The following is a 13,911-nucleotide window of genomic DNA, read 5'->3' on the forward strand; positions in this document are numbered from 1 at the left end:
TCTTTGTGTCGCGTGCAGTCTGACTGGAGGTCGGGAAGCTTTAGCGACGCAATTTTGATCTAAGCAATATTGCTTAGAACGAACGCTGGAACCGAACCATACCTTGGATCGCGTCTTTGCCCTTAAGGACCGACTTGTCGTCGTTCCACTTGGTGTACGAGATTTCTGGCGTTACAGTGAAGCCTGGTACGAGCGTGTAAGCGATGTTTGCTGTTGCTGCAAAACGATCAGCTTCTTCGTAAGCGGCCTGGATGTTGAAGGCGGCTTTCTTGTTGATCTTGTACTTCGCGCCACCCCAGACAGCCCAATCGCCGCCCCATGTGCCGTAGAAGCTATCGATCTGACGAACGCCAGCGACATAAGTATCGTCGTTCGACTTGTAAGCGCCCTGTACCCAAACCGAGAACTGGTCAGTTACATTTACGTCGAGGCGAGCTTTACCCACCCACTTTTCATTGAGTGCGTCGTAAGCTGCAACACCAGCGATCGAACCCCAATCCTGAGCGAGCTTCAGACCACCAACAACGTGTGGCATGTAGTCGTTGATCGTGACGGAACCGTTGGAGTCGCCGTTACCACCCTGTTCAACTGCAACGATGGCCGAGAAGCCGTTGCTGCCCTTGAAGGTATAGCTGATTGCGTTGGTGCGGGTGCCACCTGCCAGAATAACGTCGTCATTGATGACGTCGCCGAGGTAGCCAGTGAAGGTTACGAACGCCGATTCATCAAGACCAACGCGAAGGCCGCCGAGCTGGATGTAGCCATAACGCAGAGTGCCGGTCGAGCTTGCATCAGCGCCATTCTGGTACTGGAAGCGGGTTTCAGCATAGGTCTTCAAGGTGCCGAGTTCGGTTTCCGAAGCGGTCGAGAAGCGGAGCGAGAAACGGGTCAGATAGTCGTAGGTATCGCGATCATGGGCCCTGAGGGTTTTGGCATAGACGTTGTCGCCGCCCTTGATGTCCGCACGAACATAACCGTGAATGCGAAGGCAGGTTTCGGTACCTGGAATGTAGAAATAGCCTGCGCCGTATGCATCGCAAACGCGGACGTATTCAACTGCTTCTGGCTCTGGTGCAACAATCGCATCAGCAGCCTGTGCAGCGGAAGCGAAGGAAAATACTGCAGCCGAAGCGCAGAGAAAATGCTTAACCCTCATAAAATGTCTCCGTAAGTGAGGTGTGACGGAGCCGCTTATAGAGAGCGTAAAAAAACAAGCAATATCAATTACATGTCATATTAGTGAAGTTTTAATGACTAGGCAACACTGTCGAATTTAAATAAGATACTGAGTATTCCAGATCGACTGTTGCTTGTAAGTAACAGATGATGATTCACCCAAAATCTTGTTTTCATAGGCGGCTAATGGAAAAAATGTTTTAGGTGAGTGGCATAGGGTGCAAGCACGCCACTCAACATATAAGGACCGAGCCCCCAGACGAGGGTCCAGCCAGCAGCGCCAACGATATTGGCTGCTAAAAAATGCAGCGGGTTCATCTTCATGGAACCTGCAATTATGCCATTTAATTGCCGTAGCAGAACGACGAAGCGTGCAGTGGCAACGACATAAATACCTTTTGTCTCGAATATTTTCTCAAAATGCTCAAGCCGTTCCGGCGTCAGCCTCACATGATGACCGTAGCGAAGGATGAGTGCTCGTCCGCCATACCGTCCGATCAGATAGCCGGTACAGTCGCCCAGAACAGCGCCGATGAATACCGCAAAAAGCACATGCTCAATGTGCAATGTCCCGTGCAACGCCAGAAGCGAACAGGCAATCAAAGCACTTTCTCCTGGCAAAGGCGCGCCAAAGGACTCGAAGTAAACGATCACGAAGATTGCGAAAGCGCCATAGGCGGCTATGTAGTGTTCGATGAAGCTCATCAACGCGGCGGCGCTTTCCTCAGGAGTATTTAATGTTTCGGGTTCGATTTAAATCGAACCCGAAACATTGTATTATGCTTTTTAGAGTGCATCCCGAAAAGTGTGAAACGATTTTCGGGATGCACGTTTGAGCAAATAGTTGGAGCGCCGATCTGATTTAATCAGATCGAAAAGCGCTCTAACCAATGGAACGCTTGCCAGTGATCTTGTGATATGCCCATAGCACAAGGACAGAACCGAGAATGGCAATAATCAGGCTGATTGGATCGAAGGCACCTGTGACGCCGCGGCCAAACAGGAATGAAGAGATGACGCCGCCGATAATCGCTCCGACAATGCCGAGCGCAATGTCGAAGAACAGTCCCTGACCGCTTTTATTGACAATTTTACTGCCGATAAAACCAGCGATAAGTCCGAGAATAATCCAGCTTATAATAGACATCTAATATCTCCGATTGCGAAAATAAGATTTTACATCAAGCATTTAGAAAATTTTCACAATAGTTTCGATTTGGCAAGGTATAATGCTTGCCAAAGGTGTAAACTTATTTCACCTTAACTTATCGCGTGTGAAAAAACCACAGCGACCAACAGGGAGTATCGCGTGATGGGAAGTTATGACGACAATTCCAACAACTCGCCGATCCCCGGCGGCAGCCTTGCCAAGCCGGTTCTGATTGCACTGGGTGCATTGCTTGTCGGAAAAATGCTCAAAGGGCATAGTGAAGAGCCGGAACAACCTGCATCTGTCCCGGATCATTCGGCACAACAGGCCGATAGTGGCGGTGGCTTGCTTGGCGGCATCCTCGGTGGTCTTGGTGGCTTACTTGGTGGTGCGCTTGCAAGCGGCGGCGCAGCTTCAGCACCCGCTGCACCAGGTCCGCTGAGCGGCGGTCTTGGCGGTCTTCTTGACCAGCTCAAACAGGCAGGTCTTGGCGATAAAGTTGATTCATGGGTCGGGCAGGGTGGCAATCACCAGATTGAGCCGGGCCAGCTTGGTGATGCGCTTGGACAGAAGACATTGAGCGAAATTGCTGAACATGCAGGCATTGACCAGCAGGAACTGCTTAATCAGCTTTCGCAAGTTCTACCGGGGCTGGTCGACAAGCTCACAACGAATGGGCAAGTGCCAGATACGAACGAATTGTCACGCCTGTTGCACAATCGCTAATAGGCCCCTATCTTTTTGAGCATGGCGCATCGGCAAGCAGTTTGCCGGTGCGATTTTGTTTGGTGGCACTCCGATGAGTTTCTTTCCCTGTCCTGATCCCGTGCTTGGCGACAAGACTTCTGTGGATGCAATTGAAACGCTGGTGATCCCGCGGACAAGTGATATTGGCGGGCTGGAAGTGCGTCGAGCATTGCCAACCGTGAAGCGACGGCTTGTTGGACCCTTCATCTTTTTCGACCGCATGGGTCCGGCCATTTTACGTGATGGCGATGCACTTGATGTACGTCCGCATCCGCATATTGGTCTTTCAACAGTGACCTATCTGTTCGATGGTCATATCCGCCATCGCGACAGTCTTGGCACGGAAATGGTGATTAAGCCGGGCGACGTGAACCTTATGACGGCGGGCAGGGGAATCGTGCATTCCGAGCGCTCACCTGAAGAAGAGCGCAACGGTCCTTTAGCTATCTCCGGCATTCAGACATGGCTTGCATTGCCAGAGCAAGCGGAGGAAATCGACCCGCATTTCTACCATACCAATGCGCCTGAACTGCCCCTGATGGAAGATAGCGAGTTTAACGGACGGCTGATTATCGGTTCTATGCATGGCGTCTCATCACCTGTGATCCAACATGCCGAAACGCTTTATGCAGATATTGAGGTGCTGCCCGGTGGACGGTTTCATATTCCGCCAACCACGGAAGAGCGCGCGATTTATACGCTGCGCGGTAATGTCGGCATTGTTGGCGAAGTATTTCCGCCCGACAGGCTGCTGGCGTTCAGACCCGGCGATGATATTGTTGTGCAAGCTGGCCCCGAAGGCGCGCATTTTATGCTGTTCGGCGGGGCAGCGCTTGGCTCAAAGCGCTATGTCTGGTGGAATTTCGTTTCGTCTTCAAGAGAGCGTATTGAGCAGGCCAAGGAAGAATGGCGCAGCGGTCGTTTCGATATTGTACCGGGAGATGAGGAAGAATTCATACCTTTGCCCGAATGATGGAGCATTTCCAGCTCAAGCGGCAAAACAAAAAGCTAAAGCATTTGTTATGGCTCCGTTTGAACGGGAACCGCTTTCGCGCATAGGACACGATGTCCCGCATACTTGATCTGAACCCGCTGCTGCTATACCGACAAAGAAAAATCGAACCAACAACAGGTTGTTTTAATGTCCCGACCCATCACCCCATTGCTCGATAAAGCTCCGACACCGGAAGCCCTTCGTGCATTGCCGGAAACAGATCTTCCGCAACTGGCTGAAGAACTGCGCGCCGAACTGGTTGACGCAGTCTCTACAACGGGCGGGCACCTGGGCGCGGGACTTGGTGTTGTTGAACTGACAGTGGCTCTACACCATGTTTTTGATACGCCACATGATCGCATCATCTGGGATGTTGGCCACCAAGCCTATCCGCATAAAATCCTGACCGGACGCCGCGATCGCATCCGCACGTTGCGTCAGGAAAACGGTCTGTCCGGTTTCACAAAGCGCACTGAAAGCGAATATGATCCGTTTGGCGCGGCGCATTCGTCGACCTCTATTTCTGCTGGCCTTGGCATGGCAGTTGCAAGTGAGCTTTCGGACGAAAAGCGCAATGTCATTGCGGTTATCGGCGATGGCTCTATGTCGGCAGGCATGGCCTATGAAGCGATGAACAATGCCGGTGCCCTTGACGCACGCCTGATCGTTATCCTCAACGACAATGACATGTCGATTGCGCCGCCAACCGGTGCGATGAGCGCCTATCTGGCGCGTCTGGTTTCCGGTAAAACCTATCGCAGCGTGCGTGATGCCGCCAAGCAGGTTGCCAAGAAGCTACCGAAATTTTTGCAGGACAAGGCGCGCAAGTCGGAAGAGTTCACGCGGGCTTTCTTTACCGGCGGCACAATGTTTGAGGAGCTCGGCTTCTATTATGTCGGTCCTATCGACGGGCATAATCTCGACCATCTTTTGCCGATCCTGAAAAATGTCCGTGATACGCAGGACGGTCCGGTGCTGATCCATGTGGTTACGCAAAAGGGCAAGGGCTATGCACCTGCGGAAGCCGCTGCCGACAAATATCATGGTGTCAACAAGTTTGATGTGATCACTGGCAAGCAGTCGAAGCCGCCGGCAAATGCGCCAAGCTATACGAAGATTTTTGGCTCCAGCTTGATTGAAGAAGCCCGTCACGACGATAAGATCGTAGCCGTCACTGCGGCTATGCCAACAGGCACCGGGCTTGATCTGTTTGGCGAAGTGTTCCCAAAACGAGTTTTCGATGTCGGCATTGCCGAACAACATGCGGTCACCTTTGCAGCAGGCCTTGCCACTGAAGGCTATAAGCCGTTTTGCGCTATCTATTCGACATTTCTTCAGCGCGGCTATGATCAGGTCGTACATGATGTTTCGATTCAGAATCTGCCCGTGCGTTTTCCGATTGATCGCGCTGGTCTGGTCGGTGCTGATGGTCCAACCCATGCGGGATCGTTCGACACGGGCTTCCTCGCCGCGTTGCCGGGCTTTGTTGTGATGGCGGCATCAGACGAGGCGGAACTGCGCCACATGGTGCGCACGGCTGCTGATTATGACGAAGGTCCGATTTCGTTCCGTTACCCGCGCGGCGATGGCGTCGGTGTTGAATTGCCAGAACGCGGTTCACCACTTGAAATCGGCAAGGGCCGTATCGTGCGTGAAGGCACGAAGGTCGCATTGTTATCATTTGGAACGCGTTTGCAGGAATGCCTGAGCGCGGCTGACGAACTGGCTGCTGCTGGGCTTTCTACGACCGTTGCCGATGCGCGCTTTGCCAAGCCGCTTGATCATGATCTCATCCGCCGCCTTGCACGCGAGCATGAAGTGCTTGTGACAATTGAAGAGGGCGCTGTTGGTGGCTTTGCGGCGCATGTGCTGCAATTCCTCGCCACCGATGGTTTGCTGGATCGCGGCCTAAAGATGCGCGTGTTGACACTGCCCGATACCTATCAGGACCATGCCAAGCCGGAAGTGATGTATGCAAATGCCGGTCTTGACCGCGCTGGTATCGTGCACACGGTCTTTGCAGCGCTAGGTCGCGAAGAAGTCGCGGCTCCTTTTCGCGCCTGATCGATGAGTGAGCAATCAAATGACAAGAGCCCAAGGCTTGACCAGTTGCTGGTCGAGCTTGGGTTGTTTGCAACACGTTCTCGCGCCCGCGATGCCATTCAGCGCGGCACGGTTCAGGTTAATGGTAAGTCAATAACCAAGCCCGGACAGACAGTTTTGCGCTCGGCCAAAATTACAGTCGATGATCCGGCCAGTGCCTATGTCTCGCGCGGAGCGCTGAAGCTGATTGCGGCTCTCGATCATTTCAGTCTTGATGTCAAAGACAGAACCGCACTTGATATAGGCGCATCTACCGGTGGTTTTACGCAAGTGCTTCTGGCGCGGGGCAGCAACCATGTCATCGCCATTGATGTCGGTCATGATCAGTTGCACGAGACGCTGCGCAATGACCCGCGTGTGACCAACAAGGAAGGCATCAATGCCCGAGCACTTGATGCTAGCTATCTTGATGGACGCGATATTGGTTGCGTGGTTTCGGATGTCAGTTTCATTTCGCTGAAGCTCGCATTGCCTCCGGCATTGGCGTTAGCGCAAAAAGATGCTATCTGCGCGCTTCTCGTAAAGCCGCAATTTGAAGCTGGCCGCGAGGCTATCGGCAAGGGCGGCATTTTGCGCGACCCGTCGATAGGCGAAAGCATAGCAGAAGAACTGAGATCATGGCTGGAGACGCAAGCTGGTTGGCGCGCGCTCGGCCTTTGTCCGTCACCCATTGAGGGCGGCGATGGCAATCGTGAATATCTCTTGGCAGGAAAGAAAGATCAATGACGACGCAAATTACTATCCGCTCAATAGGTGCGGGGGGCGATGGCGTCGCCAATTTGTCCGATGGCCAGCTTTTTGTACCTTTCACGCTGCCCGGCGAAGTCGCCAATGTGGCCCGCGACAAGAACCGCGCGACGGTGATGGCACTGCTGGAAACATCTGATGAACGTCAGGACCCGGCCTGCCAGCATTTTGAAGATTGCGGCGGCTGTGCTTTGCAGCATTGGCAGGATGAACCTTACCGCGCATGGAAACGCGAACTGGTGGTTTCAGCGTTGAAGGGCCGTGGCCTTGACGTTGAGGTGGATGCGCTGGTTACTTGCGCACCGCAGTCGCGTCGCCGTGCAACCTTTGCGGTGCGCAAAACCGAGAAGAGCGTTCTGCTTGGCTTTAACCGCCATCAGAGCCACGAAATCATTGATATTGTCGAATGCGCAGTTACGGTTCCTGAAATTATCGCGCGTCTTGATGACCTGCGCGAAGTAGGCGCGCTGATTGCGCCGGGTTCAAAGCCATTCAAACTGGCTGCAACCATAACTGAATCCGGCCTCGATCTTGCTGCCAGTGGCTGCGGCACACTCAGCGACGAACAGCGCCGTGCGGTGACCGTACTGATCATGAAAAAAGGTTTTGCACGGCTTTCTCATGAAGGCGAAATTATCGTCGAACCCAAAAAGCCGATTATTCATTTCGGCAAAGTGCCTGTTCCAGTGCCCCCCGGTTGTTTTTTGCAGGCAACAGTTGAAGCCGAAGAAGTAATGGTTTCGCTCGTTGTTGCACATCTTGGCAAATCCAAGCGTGTTGCCGATCTTTTCTGCGGTGTAGGTACATTCGCACTGCGTATTGCGGAAAAATGTGCAGTCCACGCGATTGAAAATGATGCGCTGGCACTCGCTGCCCTTGATCGTGGCATACGCTATGTGCAGGGCTTAAAGCCTGTTTCGGTTGAACGTCGCGATCTGTTTCGCCGACCGCTGATGCCGAAGGAATTGCTGCCTTACAATGCCGTTGTCTTCGATCCACCACGCGCAGGCGCTGAAGAACAGGCACAGGAGCTGGCCAAATCCAAGGTAGAAAAGGTTGTTGCAATCTCCTGCAACCCGGTAACGCTGGCGCGCGATCTCGCAATTCTGGTGAAGGGCGGCTACCGCATCACCCGCGTGACACCGATTGACCAGTTTCTGTGGTCTTCGCATGTGGAAACAGTTGTAACGCTGGTGAAGAAGTAATTCTCAAAGAAAAGCCGGGTATTAGCGTATCACGAAAAGTGTGAAACGGTTTTCGGATAAGATGCGCGTAAAAACAGATGGTTAGAGCGCCGATCTGATTTAATCAGATCGGCGCTCTAACGCCCGGAATTTTTAATGCTTATTGCGCCAGTTGGTCAAAATTCGCAAGAATTGCCGTCCAGCCTCTGGTGTGACCTTCGCGCTCTTCTTGACTACGGAATTTCACTTGGTTGAGGGTAACGTCTGTTGTGTTGGCATCAACTTCTGTCAGATCGACTGTCACGACACTGTCGTCCGGCGAATGAGGTGAACTCCAGGTAAATGATAACCGCGAGTGGGGCTTAATTTCCAGATAAGTGCCTGTATGCATCACGTCGCGGTCGACTGTGTGCATGAGAATTGAGAAGCGCCCACCTTTCACCGCATCCGTTTTCACATCAGACGGCTTGACGCTGTCGGGTGGAACGCGCATGAAATTTGCAAGGGTAGATGGCGAAAGCCATGCATCGAAAATCTTCTCCCGTGGAGCAGCGATCCTGCGATTGACTGTCAGTTCAAGCTCACTCATTTTCTTATTCCTTTGAAACGAGTAAATTCTCCAGCGCCTCAAGGCGCAGTTCCCAGACAGACTTCAGTTCCGTGAACCAGGCTTCCACTTCTCGCACTGGTTCTAGTCTCGCAGCGATGAAATGCTCGCGGCCCAAAGTCTTTCGGGTGACCAATCCGGCCTCTTCCAACACCTTGATGTGTTTGGAGACCGAGTTGAGCGACATGTCGAAATGAGCGGCGAGTACAGTCACTTTTGAAGCGCCTTCCTGAACAAGAAGCGTCAAAATATGCCGACGCGTAACGTCTCCGACGGCCTTGAGAGTATGTGACAAAGCATCATCGTTCATTATTCACCCATGAGGTTGAATATACATTATTAAAATCAATAGTCAACCATATGGTTGAATATTGAGTTGTTTGCAATAGCTGTAGATGAAAACAAGAAAGGGCGGATTGCTCCGCCCTTATCATTTATTCTTGTACTGAAACCGCACTCACATCTTTTCGATAATCGCCGGATCGCCTTCATGGGCTTTGCCGTTGGCAGCTAAGATCGCAGGGACAATGTCTTCTGCCCGGTCAATCACGAGCGGCTTTACCTGATGCGCGGTGTGGATAAAGCCTTCATTCGTCATATGATCAAGCAGCGTCAGCATCGGCTGCCAGAAGCTGTTGATATTCGCAAAAACCATTGGTTTGCGATGCTTGCCTAACTGCGCCCAGGTCATCATTTCAACGATTTCTTCAACTGTGCCAATGCCACCGGGCAGGGTCACGAAGGCATCCGACTTCTGGAACATGAGATGCTTGCGCTCATGCATATCGCCAACAACGATAAGCTCGGTCAGCTCTTTTGCCTTCTCAAGGCTTGCTTCCTTATCGAGCAGAAAGGTTGGAATAATGCCGGTGACTTCGCCACCAGCCTTCATAACACCTTCAGCAACCGCGCCCATAATGCCGCGCGTGCCGCCGCCATAAACAAGGCGGATGCCATGTTCGGCAAGGGAGCGCCCCAGCGTCAGGCCCGCTTCACGATAGATTGGATTTAAGCCCGTTGAAGAGCCGCAATAAACACAAATGGATCGAATCTGAGACATAATTTCTTGTGCTACTTTGCGGTTTCAGCGTCAAGCTTCTACAGTTATAAGTGTTGCTAAGCATAATTTTGACAGGGAGCTTGATGGCATGAAAAAATGGATTTTGGTTGCGGGTCTTTCACTCATTGCATCGGGTGCTTTCGCAGGAGAGATTACCATCAAGCTTGCTGACGATGTTGATGTAACCGAGAACGCGGTACTCTATAAATGCGGTGATCAGAATGTCTCTGCGACCTATTATAACGCCGGTGACAACTCGCTGGTAGAGCTTGAAATGGAAAACAATACCGTCATTGCAGCCAATGTTCTCTCTGGCTCTGGTGCCAAATATGCGGGTGGCATTTATGTCTGGTGGACCAAGGGCCCAACTGCCGATCTGTATAATCTGATGGACGATCCTGAACAGGAAAAACCAATCAGCTGTACAGAAGAGTAATTTCACTGCGATAATCATCTAAGAACACGCGCAATTCCGTTCAACTCCTTGTGAGGTAAAGAAAAACGCGATAAACATCGTGGTTAATTTATCTCATCTGGAATTCAGGCCGAAATGCAAAACTATAGATATGGTCTTATCGGTGTTGTTCTTGTCCTCGTTTTGGGCGCGGGCGCGTATTATTGGAATTCCCTTAAAGTGCAGGGTACTGTGTCGAATTCAGACACGGTTGCAACAGCTCCCGAAGCGGCCAATGTGCCAAAATCTGCGCAAGCCCCAGCAGTGGACGCTCAACAACAGTTGCAGAAGCCAGCGGGGGCGCAGCCGCAACAAGCAACAGAACAGGCTGCACCAGTTGCAGCACTCGATGCCCCGAAGGGTGCCAAAGTGCCGGTTTTCGACATTCTACGCGTTGAACCTGATGGTTCCGTGGTGATTGCCGGTCAGGCGGCGGCAAATACCGACGTGGAAATCATTGCTGGCTCAAAGGTATTGGGCACTGCCAAGACGGGCGAAAATGGTGATTTTGCCATTGTTCTTGATCAGACGCTTGCGCCGGGCGATCACCAGTTGGTGCTTCGTGCGGGTGGTGAAGGCAGCAATGTCGCAACATCTACGCAGACTGCTATTGTTTCTGTACCTGATAGTCGTAATGGTCAGGTTTTGGCACTTGTTGAAGAGCCCGGTCAGGCAAGCCGCCTGATTACCAAGCCGGAGGTGCCAACTCAGTCCGCCGTAGGTTCCTCGCAGCCAGATGCTCAGACAGCGCAAACTACGCCACAGGTGCAGTCTGATACCGATGCGCCGCTTGCCATTGAGGCGGTCGAAATCGAAGGCGACAAAGTCTTTGTTGCAGGCCATGTAAATGACCCGAAAGCGGGGCAGCGCGTTGTGGTCAATGCCAATGAAATTTTGCTTGGCTCCAGCGCAATATCGTCCGAAGGCCGTTTTCTGGTGCAGAGCCAGAAGCCGCTTGCAGTTGGCGACTATATCATCCGTGCCGATCTTCTCGACAGCACGGGTCGCGTGATTGCAACTGCTCGCGTGCCGTTCCGCCGCGAAGCCGGTGAGAATGTCTCGGCAGTTGCAACGGGGACAGCAGCTCAGAATAGCGGCGCGGAAGATGCTGCCAGTGGCACACCGTTGCAGAAGGTTGAAGGTTCGGTGATCATCCGCAAAGGTGACAACCTCTGGACAATTTCCAAGCGTACTTATGGGCATGGCACGCGTTACACGACGATTTACCTCGCCAATCGTGATCAGATACGTAACCCTGACCTAATTCTGCCGGGTCAGGTTTTCATTATGCCGCAGCAGCCACTCGGTGATGATGAAGTGCAGCGTCGTCTGCAAGATTCTGCAAACTGATGTAAACTCGCTATCTCTATTTCGTGAACGCAGTGTCTTTTAGAAAAGACACTGCGTAATCTTGTTTTTTTGAGTATAATCGTATATCGTCGATTTACGATGAATATCTCCCTAGAAATAATGTCCAATGCTGTTTCAGGCGTGGATGACGATTTGGCAGCGCGCATCTATGCAGCGCTTGGCCATCCCGTGCGTATTCACATTCTCCGACAGCTCATTCTTGAGGATGCTTGCTGCTGCAAAGACATTGTCGGTCGTCTCGACCTTGCGCAGTCCACCGTGTCGCAGCATCTTAAAGTTCTCGTACAAGCTGGCCTTATCGACTATCGGCCCGACCGCCAGACATCACGCTACAGCGTCAACTGGCAGCAACTGACCATCATTCGTTCGCATCTTGCAGCCTTCAGCAACGGCTGCTGCGAGAAACCTGTCTGATCTGAAAGAAACATCATGAGTTCCCCCAAAACTGTTTCTGCCGATTCTGGCGAAACGTTCAAAACATTGCGAAATTTATGGCCCTATATGTGGCCGTCTGAGCGTCCGGATCTGCGCATGCGCGTGGTATGGGCGACGTTCTATCTGGTAATTTCCAAGCTTGTCTTGATCCTCGTTCCCTATTTTTTCAAATGGGTGACGAACGCGCTGAACGGGCAACTTGATGCTGCGGATTACATTCCGCTCTTTCTCACTGGCGCGGTTATGCTCGTGCTGGCTTATAATGCGGCCAAGATCATTCAGGCTGGCTTGAACCAGCTTCGTGATGCGCTATTTGCTAGCGTTGGCCAGCATGCGGTACGCCAGCTTGCCTATAAAACCTTCGTTCATATGCACCAGCTTTCGCTACGCTTCCATCTGGAGCGACGCACGGGCGGGCTTTCGCGTGTTATTGAGCGTGGCACCAAGGGCATTGAAACAATTGTCCGTTTCACGATCCTCAATACATTGCCGACTGTGCTGGAATTTGCGCTGACAGCGGTAATTTTCGCATTCGCTTATGGCTTTTCCTATCTGCTGGTCGTTGCTGCAACTGTCGTGGCCTATACGTGGTTCACGATCAAGGCGAGCGATTGGCGTATCAATATCCGCCGCGAGATGAACGATTCAGATACCGATGCCAACACTAAGGCTATCGATTCGTTGCTCAACTTCGAGACGGTCAAGTATTTCGGCAACGAGACGATGGAAGCCAAACGCTTCGATGCGTCGATGGCGCGTTATGAAGATGCGGCAACAAAGACATGGACGTCGCTTGGCTGGCTGAACTTTGGTCAGGCTGTGATCTTTGGCGTGGGCATGGCAATTGTCATGGTGATGTCCGCGCGCGAAGTGCAGGCTGGCACGCAGTCGCTCGGTGACTTTGTTTTCATCAATGCCATGCTGATGCAGCTTTCCATCCCGCTCAATTTCATCGGTTTCATTTATCGCGAAATCCGTCAGGGTCTGACCGACATTGAGCAGATGTTCGACCTGCTCGATGTGCAACAAGAAGTGCAGGACAAGCCGACTGCTGAGCCGCTCAGCGTCGACAAGGGCGCAATCCGTTTCAACGATGTGCACTTTGCATACGACGCCAACCGCCCGATCCTTAAAGGTGTGAGCTTTGAAGTGCCAGCGGGCAAGACGGTTGCGATTGTCGGCCCATCGGGTGCGGGCAAATCCACGATCTCGCGACTGCTGTTCCGCTTTTATGATGTGCAGTCGGGTTCTGTCACGATTGATGGGCAGGACGTGCGCGAAGTGACACAGGAAAGCTTGCGTAAAGTCATCGGCATGGTGCCGCAGGATACGGTGCTGTTCAACGATACGATTGCCTATAACATTCGTTATGGCCGCACCGATGCGAGCGATCAGGACGTGGAAAAGGCAGCCGAAATGGCGCAAATTTCCCAGTTCATCAAACATCTGCCGGAAGGCTATCAGGCGATGGTGGGTGAACGCGGACTGAAGCTTTCGGGTGGCGAAAAGCAGCGCGTTGCGATTGCACGCACGATCCTCAAAGCGCCACCAATCCTCATTCTGGATGAGGCAACTTCGGCGCTCGATACCGCGACGGAGCAGGAAATCCAGTCGGCGCTTGATATTGTCAGCCGTGGCCGCACAACGCTGGTGATCGCACACCGTCTGTCGACCGTGATCAGTGCTGACGAAATCATCGTGCTGAAAGATGGCCTGATTGCCGAGCGTGGCACGCATCGCGATCTGCTCTTGCAGGATGGACTTTACGCGTCGATGTGGAGCCGTCAGCGTGAAGCGGATGAGGCAGAAGAACGCCTGCGTCAGGTTCGTGAAAACGACGATATGGGCGTCGTCAGCCGGGGTGTTCCGGCAGCTGAGTAAGG

At 52.5% G+C, this 13,911-nt stretch carries 15 protein-coding genes; 9 read left to right on the top strand and 6 right to left on the bottom strand.

Features of this window, described 5'->3' with window-relative positions:
• Positions 1-73 precede the first annotated feature (73 nt).
• The 3 genes from CEV31_RS07895 to CEV31_RS07905 form a co-directional block, all read right to left on the bottom strand.
• On the bottom strand, positions 74-1,156 hold the full coding sequence (locus CEV31_RS07895) for a porin (RefSeq protein WP_094506450.1): 1,083 nt from the start codon (positions 1,154-1,156) through the stop codon (positions 74-76).
• A 203-nt stretch (positions 1,157-1,359) separates the two neighbouring features.
• Positions 1,360-1,881 carry a DedA family protein gene (locus CEV31_RS07900; RefSeq protein ID WP_094506451.1) on the bottom strand — a complete coding sequence of 174 codons (522 nt, stop codon included), beginning with the start codon at positions 1,879-1,881 and terminating at the stop codon, positions 1,360-1,362.
• A gap of 178 nt (positions 1,882-2,059) precedes the next feature.
• Positions 2,060-2,323, bottom strand: coding sequence for a GlsB/YeaQ/YmgE family stress response membrane protein (locus CEV31_RS07905; RefSeq protein WP_094506452.1), 264 nt, complete (start codon positions 2,321-2,323; stop codon positions 2,060-2,062).
• Positions 2,324-2,488: 165 nt separating this feature from the next.
• On the opposite strand from CEV31_RS07905, the gene CEV31_RS07910 reads away from it, so the two are divergent.
• The 5 genes from CEV31_RS07910 (at position 2,489) to CEV31_RS07930 (ending at position 8,122) form a co-directional block, all read left to right on the top strand.
• The gene (locus CEV31_RS07910) at positions 2,489-3,052 is read left to right on the top strand and encodes a YidB family protein (RefSeq protein WP_094506453.1); all 564 of its coding nucleotides are present in this window, start codon (positions 2,489-2,491) and stop codon (positions 3,050-3,052) included.
• 73 nt (positions 3,053-3,125) lie between these two features.
• Complete coding sequence (locus CEV31_RS07915; protein ID WP_094506454.1) at positions 3,126-4,046, top strand: pirin family protein; 921 nt, start codon at positions 3,126-3,128, stop codon at positions 4,044-4,046.
• Between the two features lie 168 nt (positions 4,047-4,214).
• Complete coding sequence (gene dxs, locus CEV31_RS07920) at positions 4,215-6,131, top strand: 1-deoxy-D-xylulose-5-phosphate synthase (protein WP_094506455.1); 1,917 nt, start codon at positions 4,215-4,217, stop codon at positions 6,129-6,131.
• A gap of 3 nt (positions 6,132-6,134) precedes the next feature.
• Positions 6,135-6,896 carry a TlyA family RNA methyltransferase gene (locus tag CEV31_RS07925; protein WP_094506456.1) on the top strand — a complete coding sequence of 254 codons (762 nt, stop codon included), beginning with the start codon at positions 6,135-6,137 and terminating at the stop codon, positions 6,894-6,896.
• Entirely contained in the window at positions 6,893-8,122 is a 1,230-nt protein-coding gene (locus tag CEV31_RS07930; RefSeq protein ID WP_094506457.1) for a class I SAM-dependent RNA methyltransferase, read from the top strand. The genes CEV31_RS07925 and CEV31_RS07930 overlap by 4 nt, the downstream gene beginning before the upstream one ends.
• A gap of 139 nt (positions 8,123-8,261) precedes the next feature.
• Here CEV31_RS07930 and CEV31_RS07935 read toward each other — a convergent pair whose 3' ends face one another.
• The 3 genes from CEV31_RS07935 to CEV31_RS07945 form a co-directional block, all read right to left on the bottom strand.
• Positions 8,262-8,690 carry an SRPBCC family protein gene (locus tag CEV31_RS07935; protein WP_094506458.1) on the bottom strand — a complete coding sequence of 143 codons (429 nt, stop codon included), beginning with the start codon at positions 8,688-8,690 and terminating at the stop codon, positions 8,262-8,264.
• 4 nt (positions 8,691-8,694) lie between these two features.
• On the bottom strand, positions 8,695-9,018 hold the full coding sequence (locus tag CEV31_RS07940; protein ID WP_094506459.1) for an ArsR/SmtB family transcription factor: 324 nt from the start codon (positions 9,016-9,018) through the stop codon (positions 8,695-8,697).
• Positions 9,019-9,165: 147 nt separating this feature from the next.
• Positions 9,166-9,768 (bottom strand): LOG family protein, encoded by a 603-nt coding sequence (locus CEV31_RS07945; RefSeq protein ID WP_094506460.1) that lies wholly within the window; start codon positions 9,766-9,768, stop codon positions 9,166-9,168.
• A gap of 88 nt (positions 9,769-9,856) precedes the next feature.
• Between CEV31_RS07945 and CEV31_RS07950 the strand changes: the two genes are divergently transcribed.
• From CEV31_RS07950 to CEV31_RS07965, 4 genes are all read left to right on the top strand, one after another.
• A complete protein-coding gene (locus tag CEV31_RS07950) occupies positions 9,857-10,204 on the top strand; it encodes an MliC family protein (protein WP_094506461.1) in 348 nt (115 codons plus the stop codon).
• A gap of 114 nt (positions 10,205-10,318) precedes the next feature.
• On the top strand, positions 10,319-11,572 hold the full coding sequence (locus tag CEV31_RS07955; protein WP_094506462.1) for a LysM peptidoglycan-binding domain-containing protein: 1,254 nt from the start codon (positions 10,319-10,321) through the stop codon (positions 11,570-11,572).
• Positions 11,573-11,671: 99 nt separating this feature from the next.
• Entirely contained in the window at positions 11,672-12,007 is a 336-nt protein-coding gene (locus CEV31_RS07960) for an ArsR/SmtB family transcription factor (protein WP_094506463.1), read from the top strand.
• A 15-nt stretch (positions 12,008-12,022) separates the two neighbouring features.
• Positions 12,023-13,909 carry an ABCB family ABC transporter ATP-binding protein/permease gene (locus tag CEV31_RS07965; protein WP_094506464.1) on the top strand — a complete coding sequence of 629 codons (1,887 nt, stop codon included), beginning with the start codon at positions 12,023-12,025 and terminating at the stop codon, positions 13,907-13,909.
• Positions 13,910-13,911: the final 2 nt, after the last annotated feature.

Source organism: Brucella thiophenivorans (genome assembly GCF_002252445.1).
In the GTDB taxonomy this organism is placed as follows: Bacteria; Pseudomonadota; Alphaproteobacteria; order Rhizobiales; family Rhizobiaceae; genus Brucella; species Brucella thiophenivorans.

Bases quoted from the DNA above. Each gene is read 5' to 3' on its own strand.
- CEV31_RS07905 (WP_094506452.1), bottom strand. From the start codon at position 2,323: ATGTCTATTATAAGCTGGATTATTCTCGGACTTATCGCTGGTTTTATC.
- CEV31_RS07910 (WP_094506453.1), top strand. From the start codon at position 2,489: ATGGGAAGTTATGACGACAATTCCAACAACTCGCCGATCCCCGGCGGC.
- dxs (WP_094506455.1), top strand. From the start codon at position 4,215: ATGTCCCGACCCATCACCCCATTGCTCGATAAAGCTCCGACACCGGAA.
- CEV31_RS07935 (WP_094506458.1), bottom strand. From the start codon at position 8,690: ATGAGTGAGCTTGAACTGACAGTCAATCGCAGGATCGCTGCTCCACGG.
- CEV31_RS07950 (WP_094506461.1), top strand. From the start codon at position 9,857: ATGAAAAAATGGATTTTGGTTGCGGGTCTTTCACTCATTGCATCGGGT.
- CEV31_RS07965 (WP_094506464.1), top strand. From the start codon at position 12,023: ATGAGTTCCCCCAAAACTGTTTCTGCCGATTCTGGCGAAACGTTCAAA.
- CEV31_RS07940 (WP_094506459.1), bottom strand. From the start codon at position 9,018: ATGAACGATGATGCTTTGTCACATACTCTCAAGGCCGTCGGAGACGTT.
- CEV31_RS07945 (WP_094506460.1), bottom strand. From the start codon at position 9,768: ATGTCTCAGATTCGATCCATTTGTGTTTATTGCGGCTCTTCAACGGGC.
- CEV31_RS07925 (WP_094506456.1), top strand. From the start codon at position 6,135: ATGAGTGAGCAATCAAATGACAAGAGCCCAAGGCTTGACCAGTTGCTG.
- CEV31_RS07900 (WP_094506451.1), bottom strand. From the start codon at position 1,881: ATGAGCTTCATCGAACACTACATAGCCGCCTATGGCGCTTTCGCAATC.
- CEV31_RS07930 (WP_094506457.1), top strand. From the start codon at position 6,893: ATGACGACGCAAATTACTATCCGCTCAATAGGTGCGGGGGGCGATGGC.
- CEV31_RS07955 (WP_094506462.1), top strand. From the start codon at position 10,319: ATGCAAAACTATAGATATGGTCTTATCGGTGTTGTTCTTGTCCTCGTT.
- CEV31_RS07960 (WP_094506463.1), top strand. From the start codon at position 11,672: ATGAATATCTCCCTAGAAATAATGTCCAATGCTGTTTCAGGCGTGGAT.
- CEV31_RS07915 (WP_094506454.1), top strand. From the start codon at position 3,126: ATGAGTTTCTTTCCCTGTCCTGATCCCGTGCTTGGCGACAAGACTTCT.
- CEV31_RS07895 (WP_094506450.1), bottom strand. From the start codon at position 1,156: ATGAGGGTTAAGCATTTTCTCTGCGCTTCGGCTGCAGTATTTTCCTTC.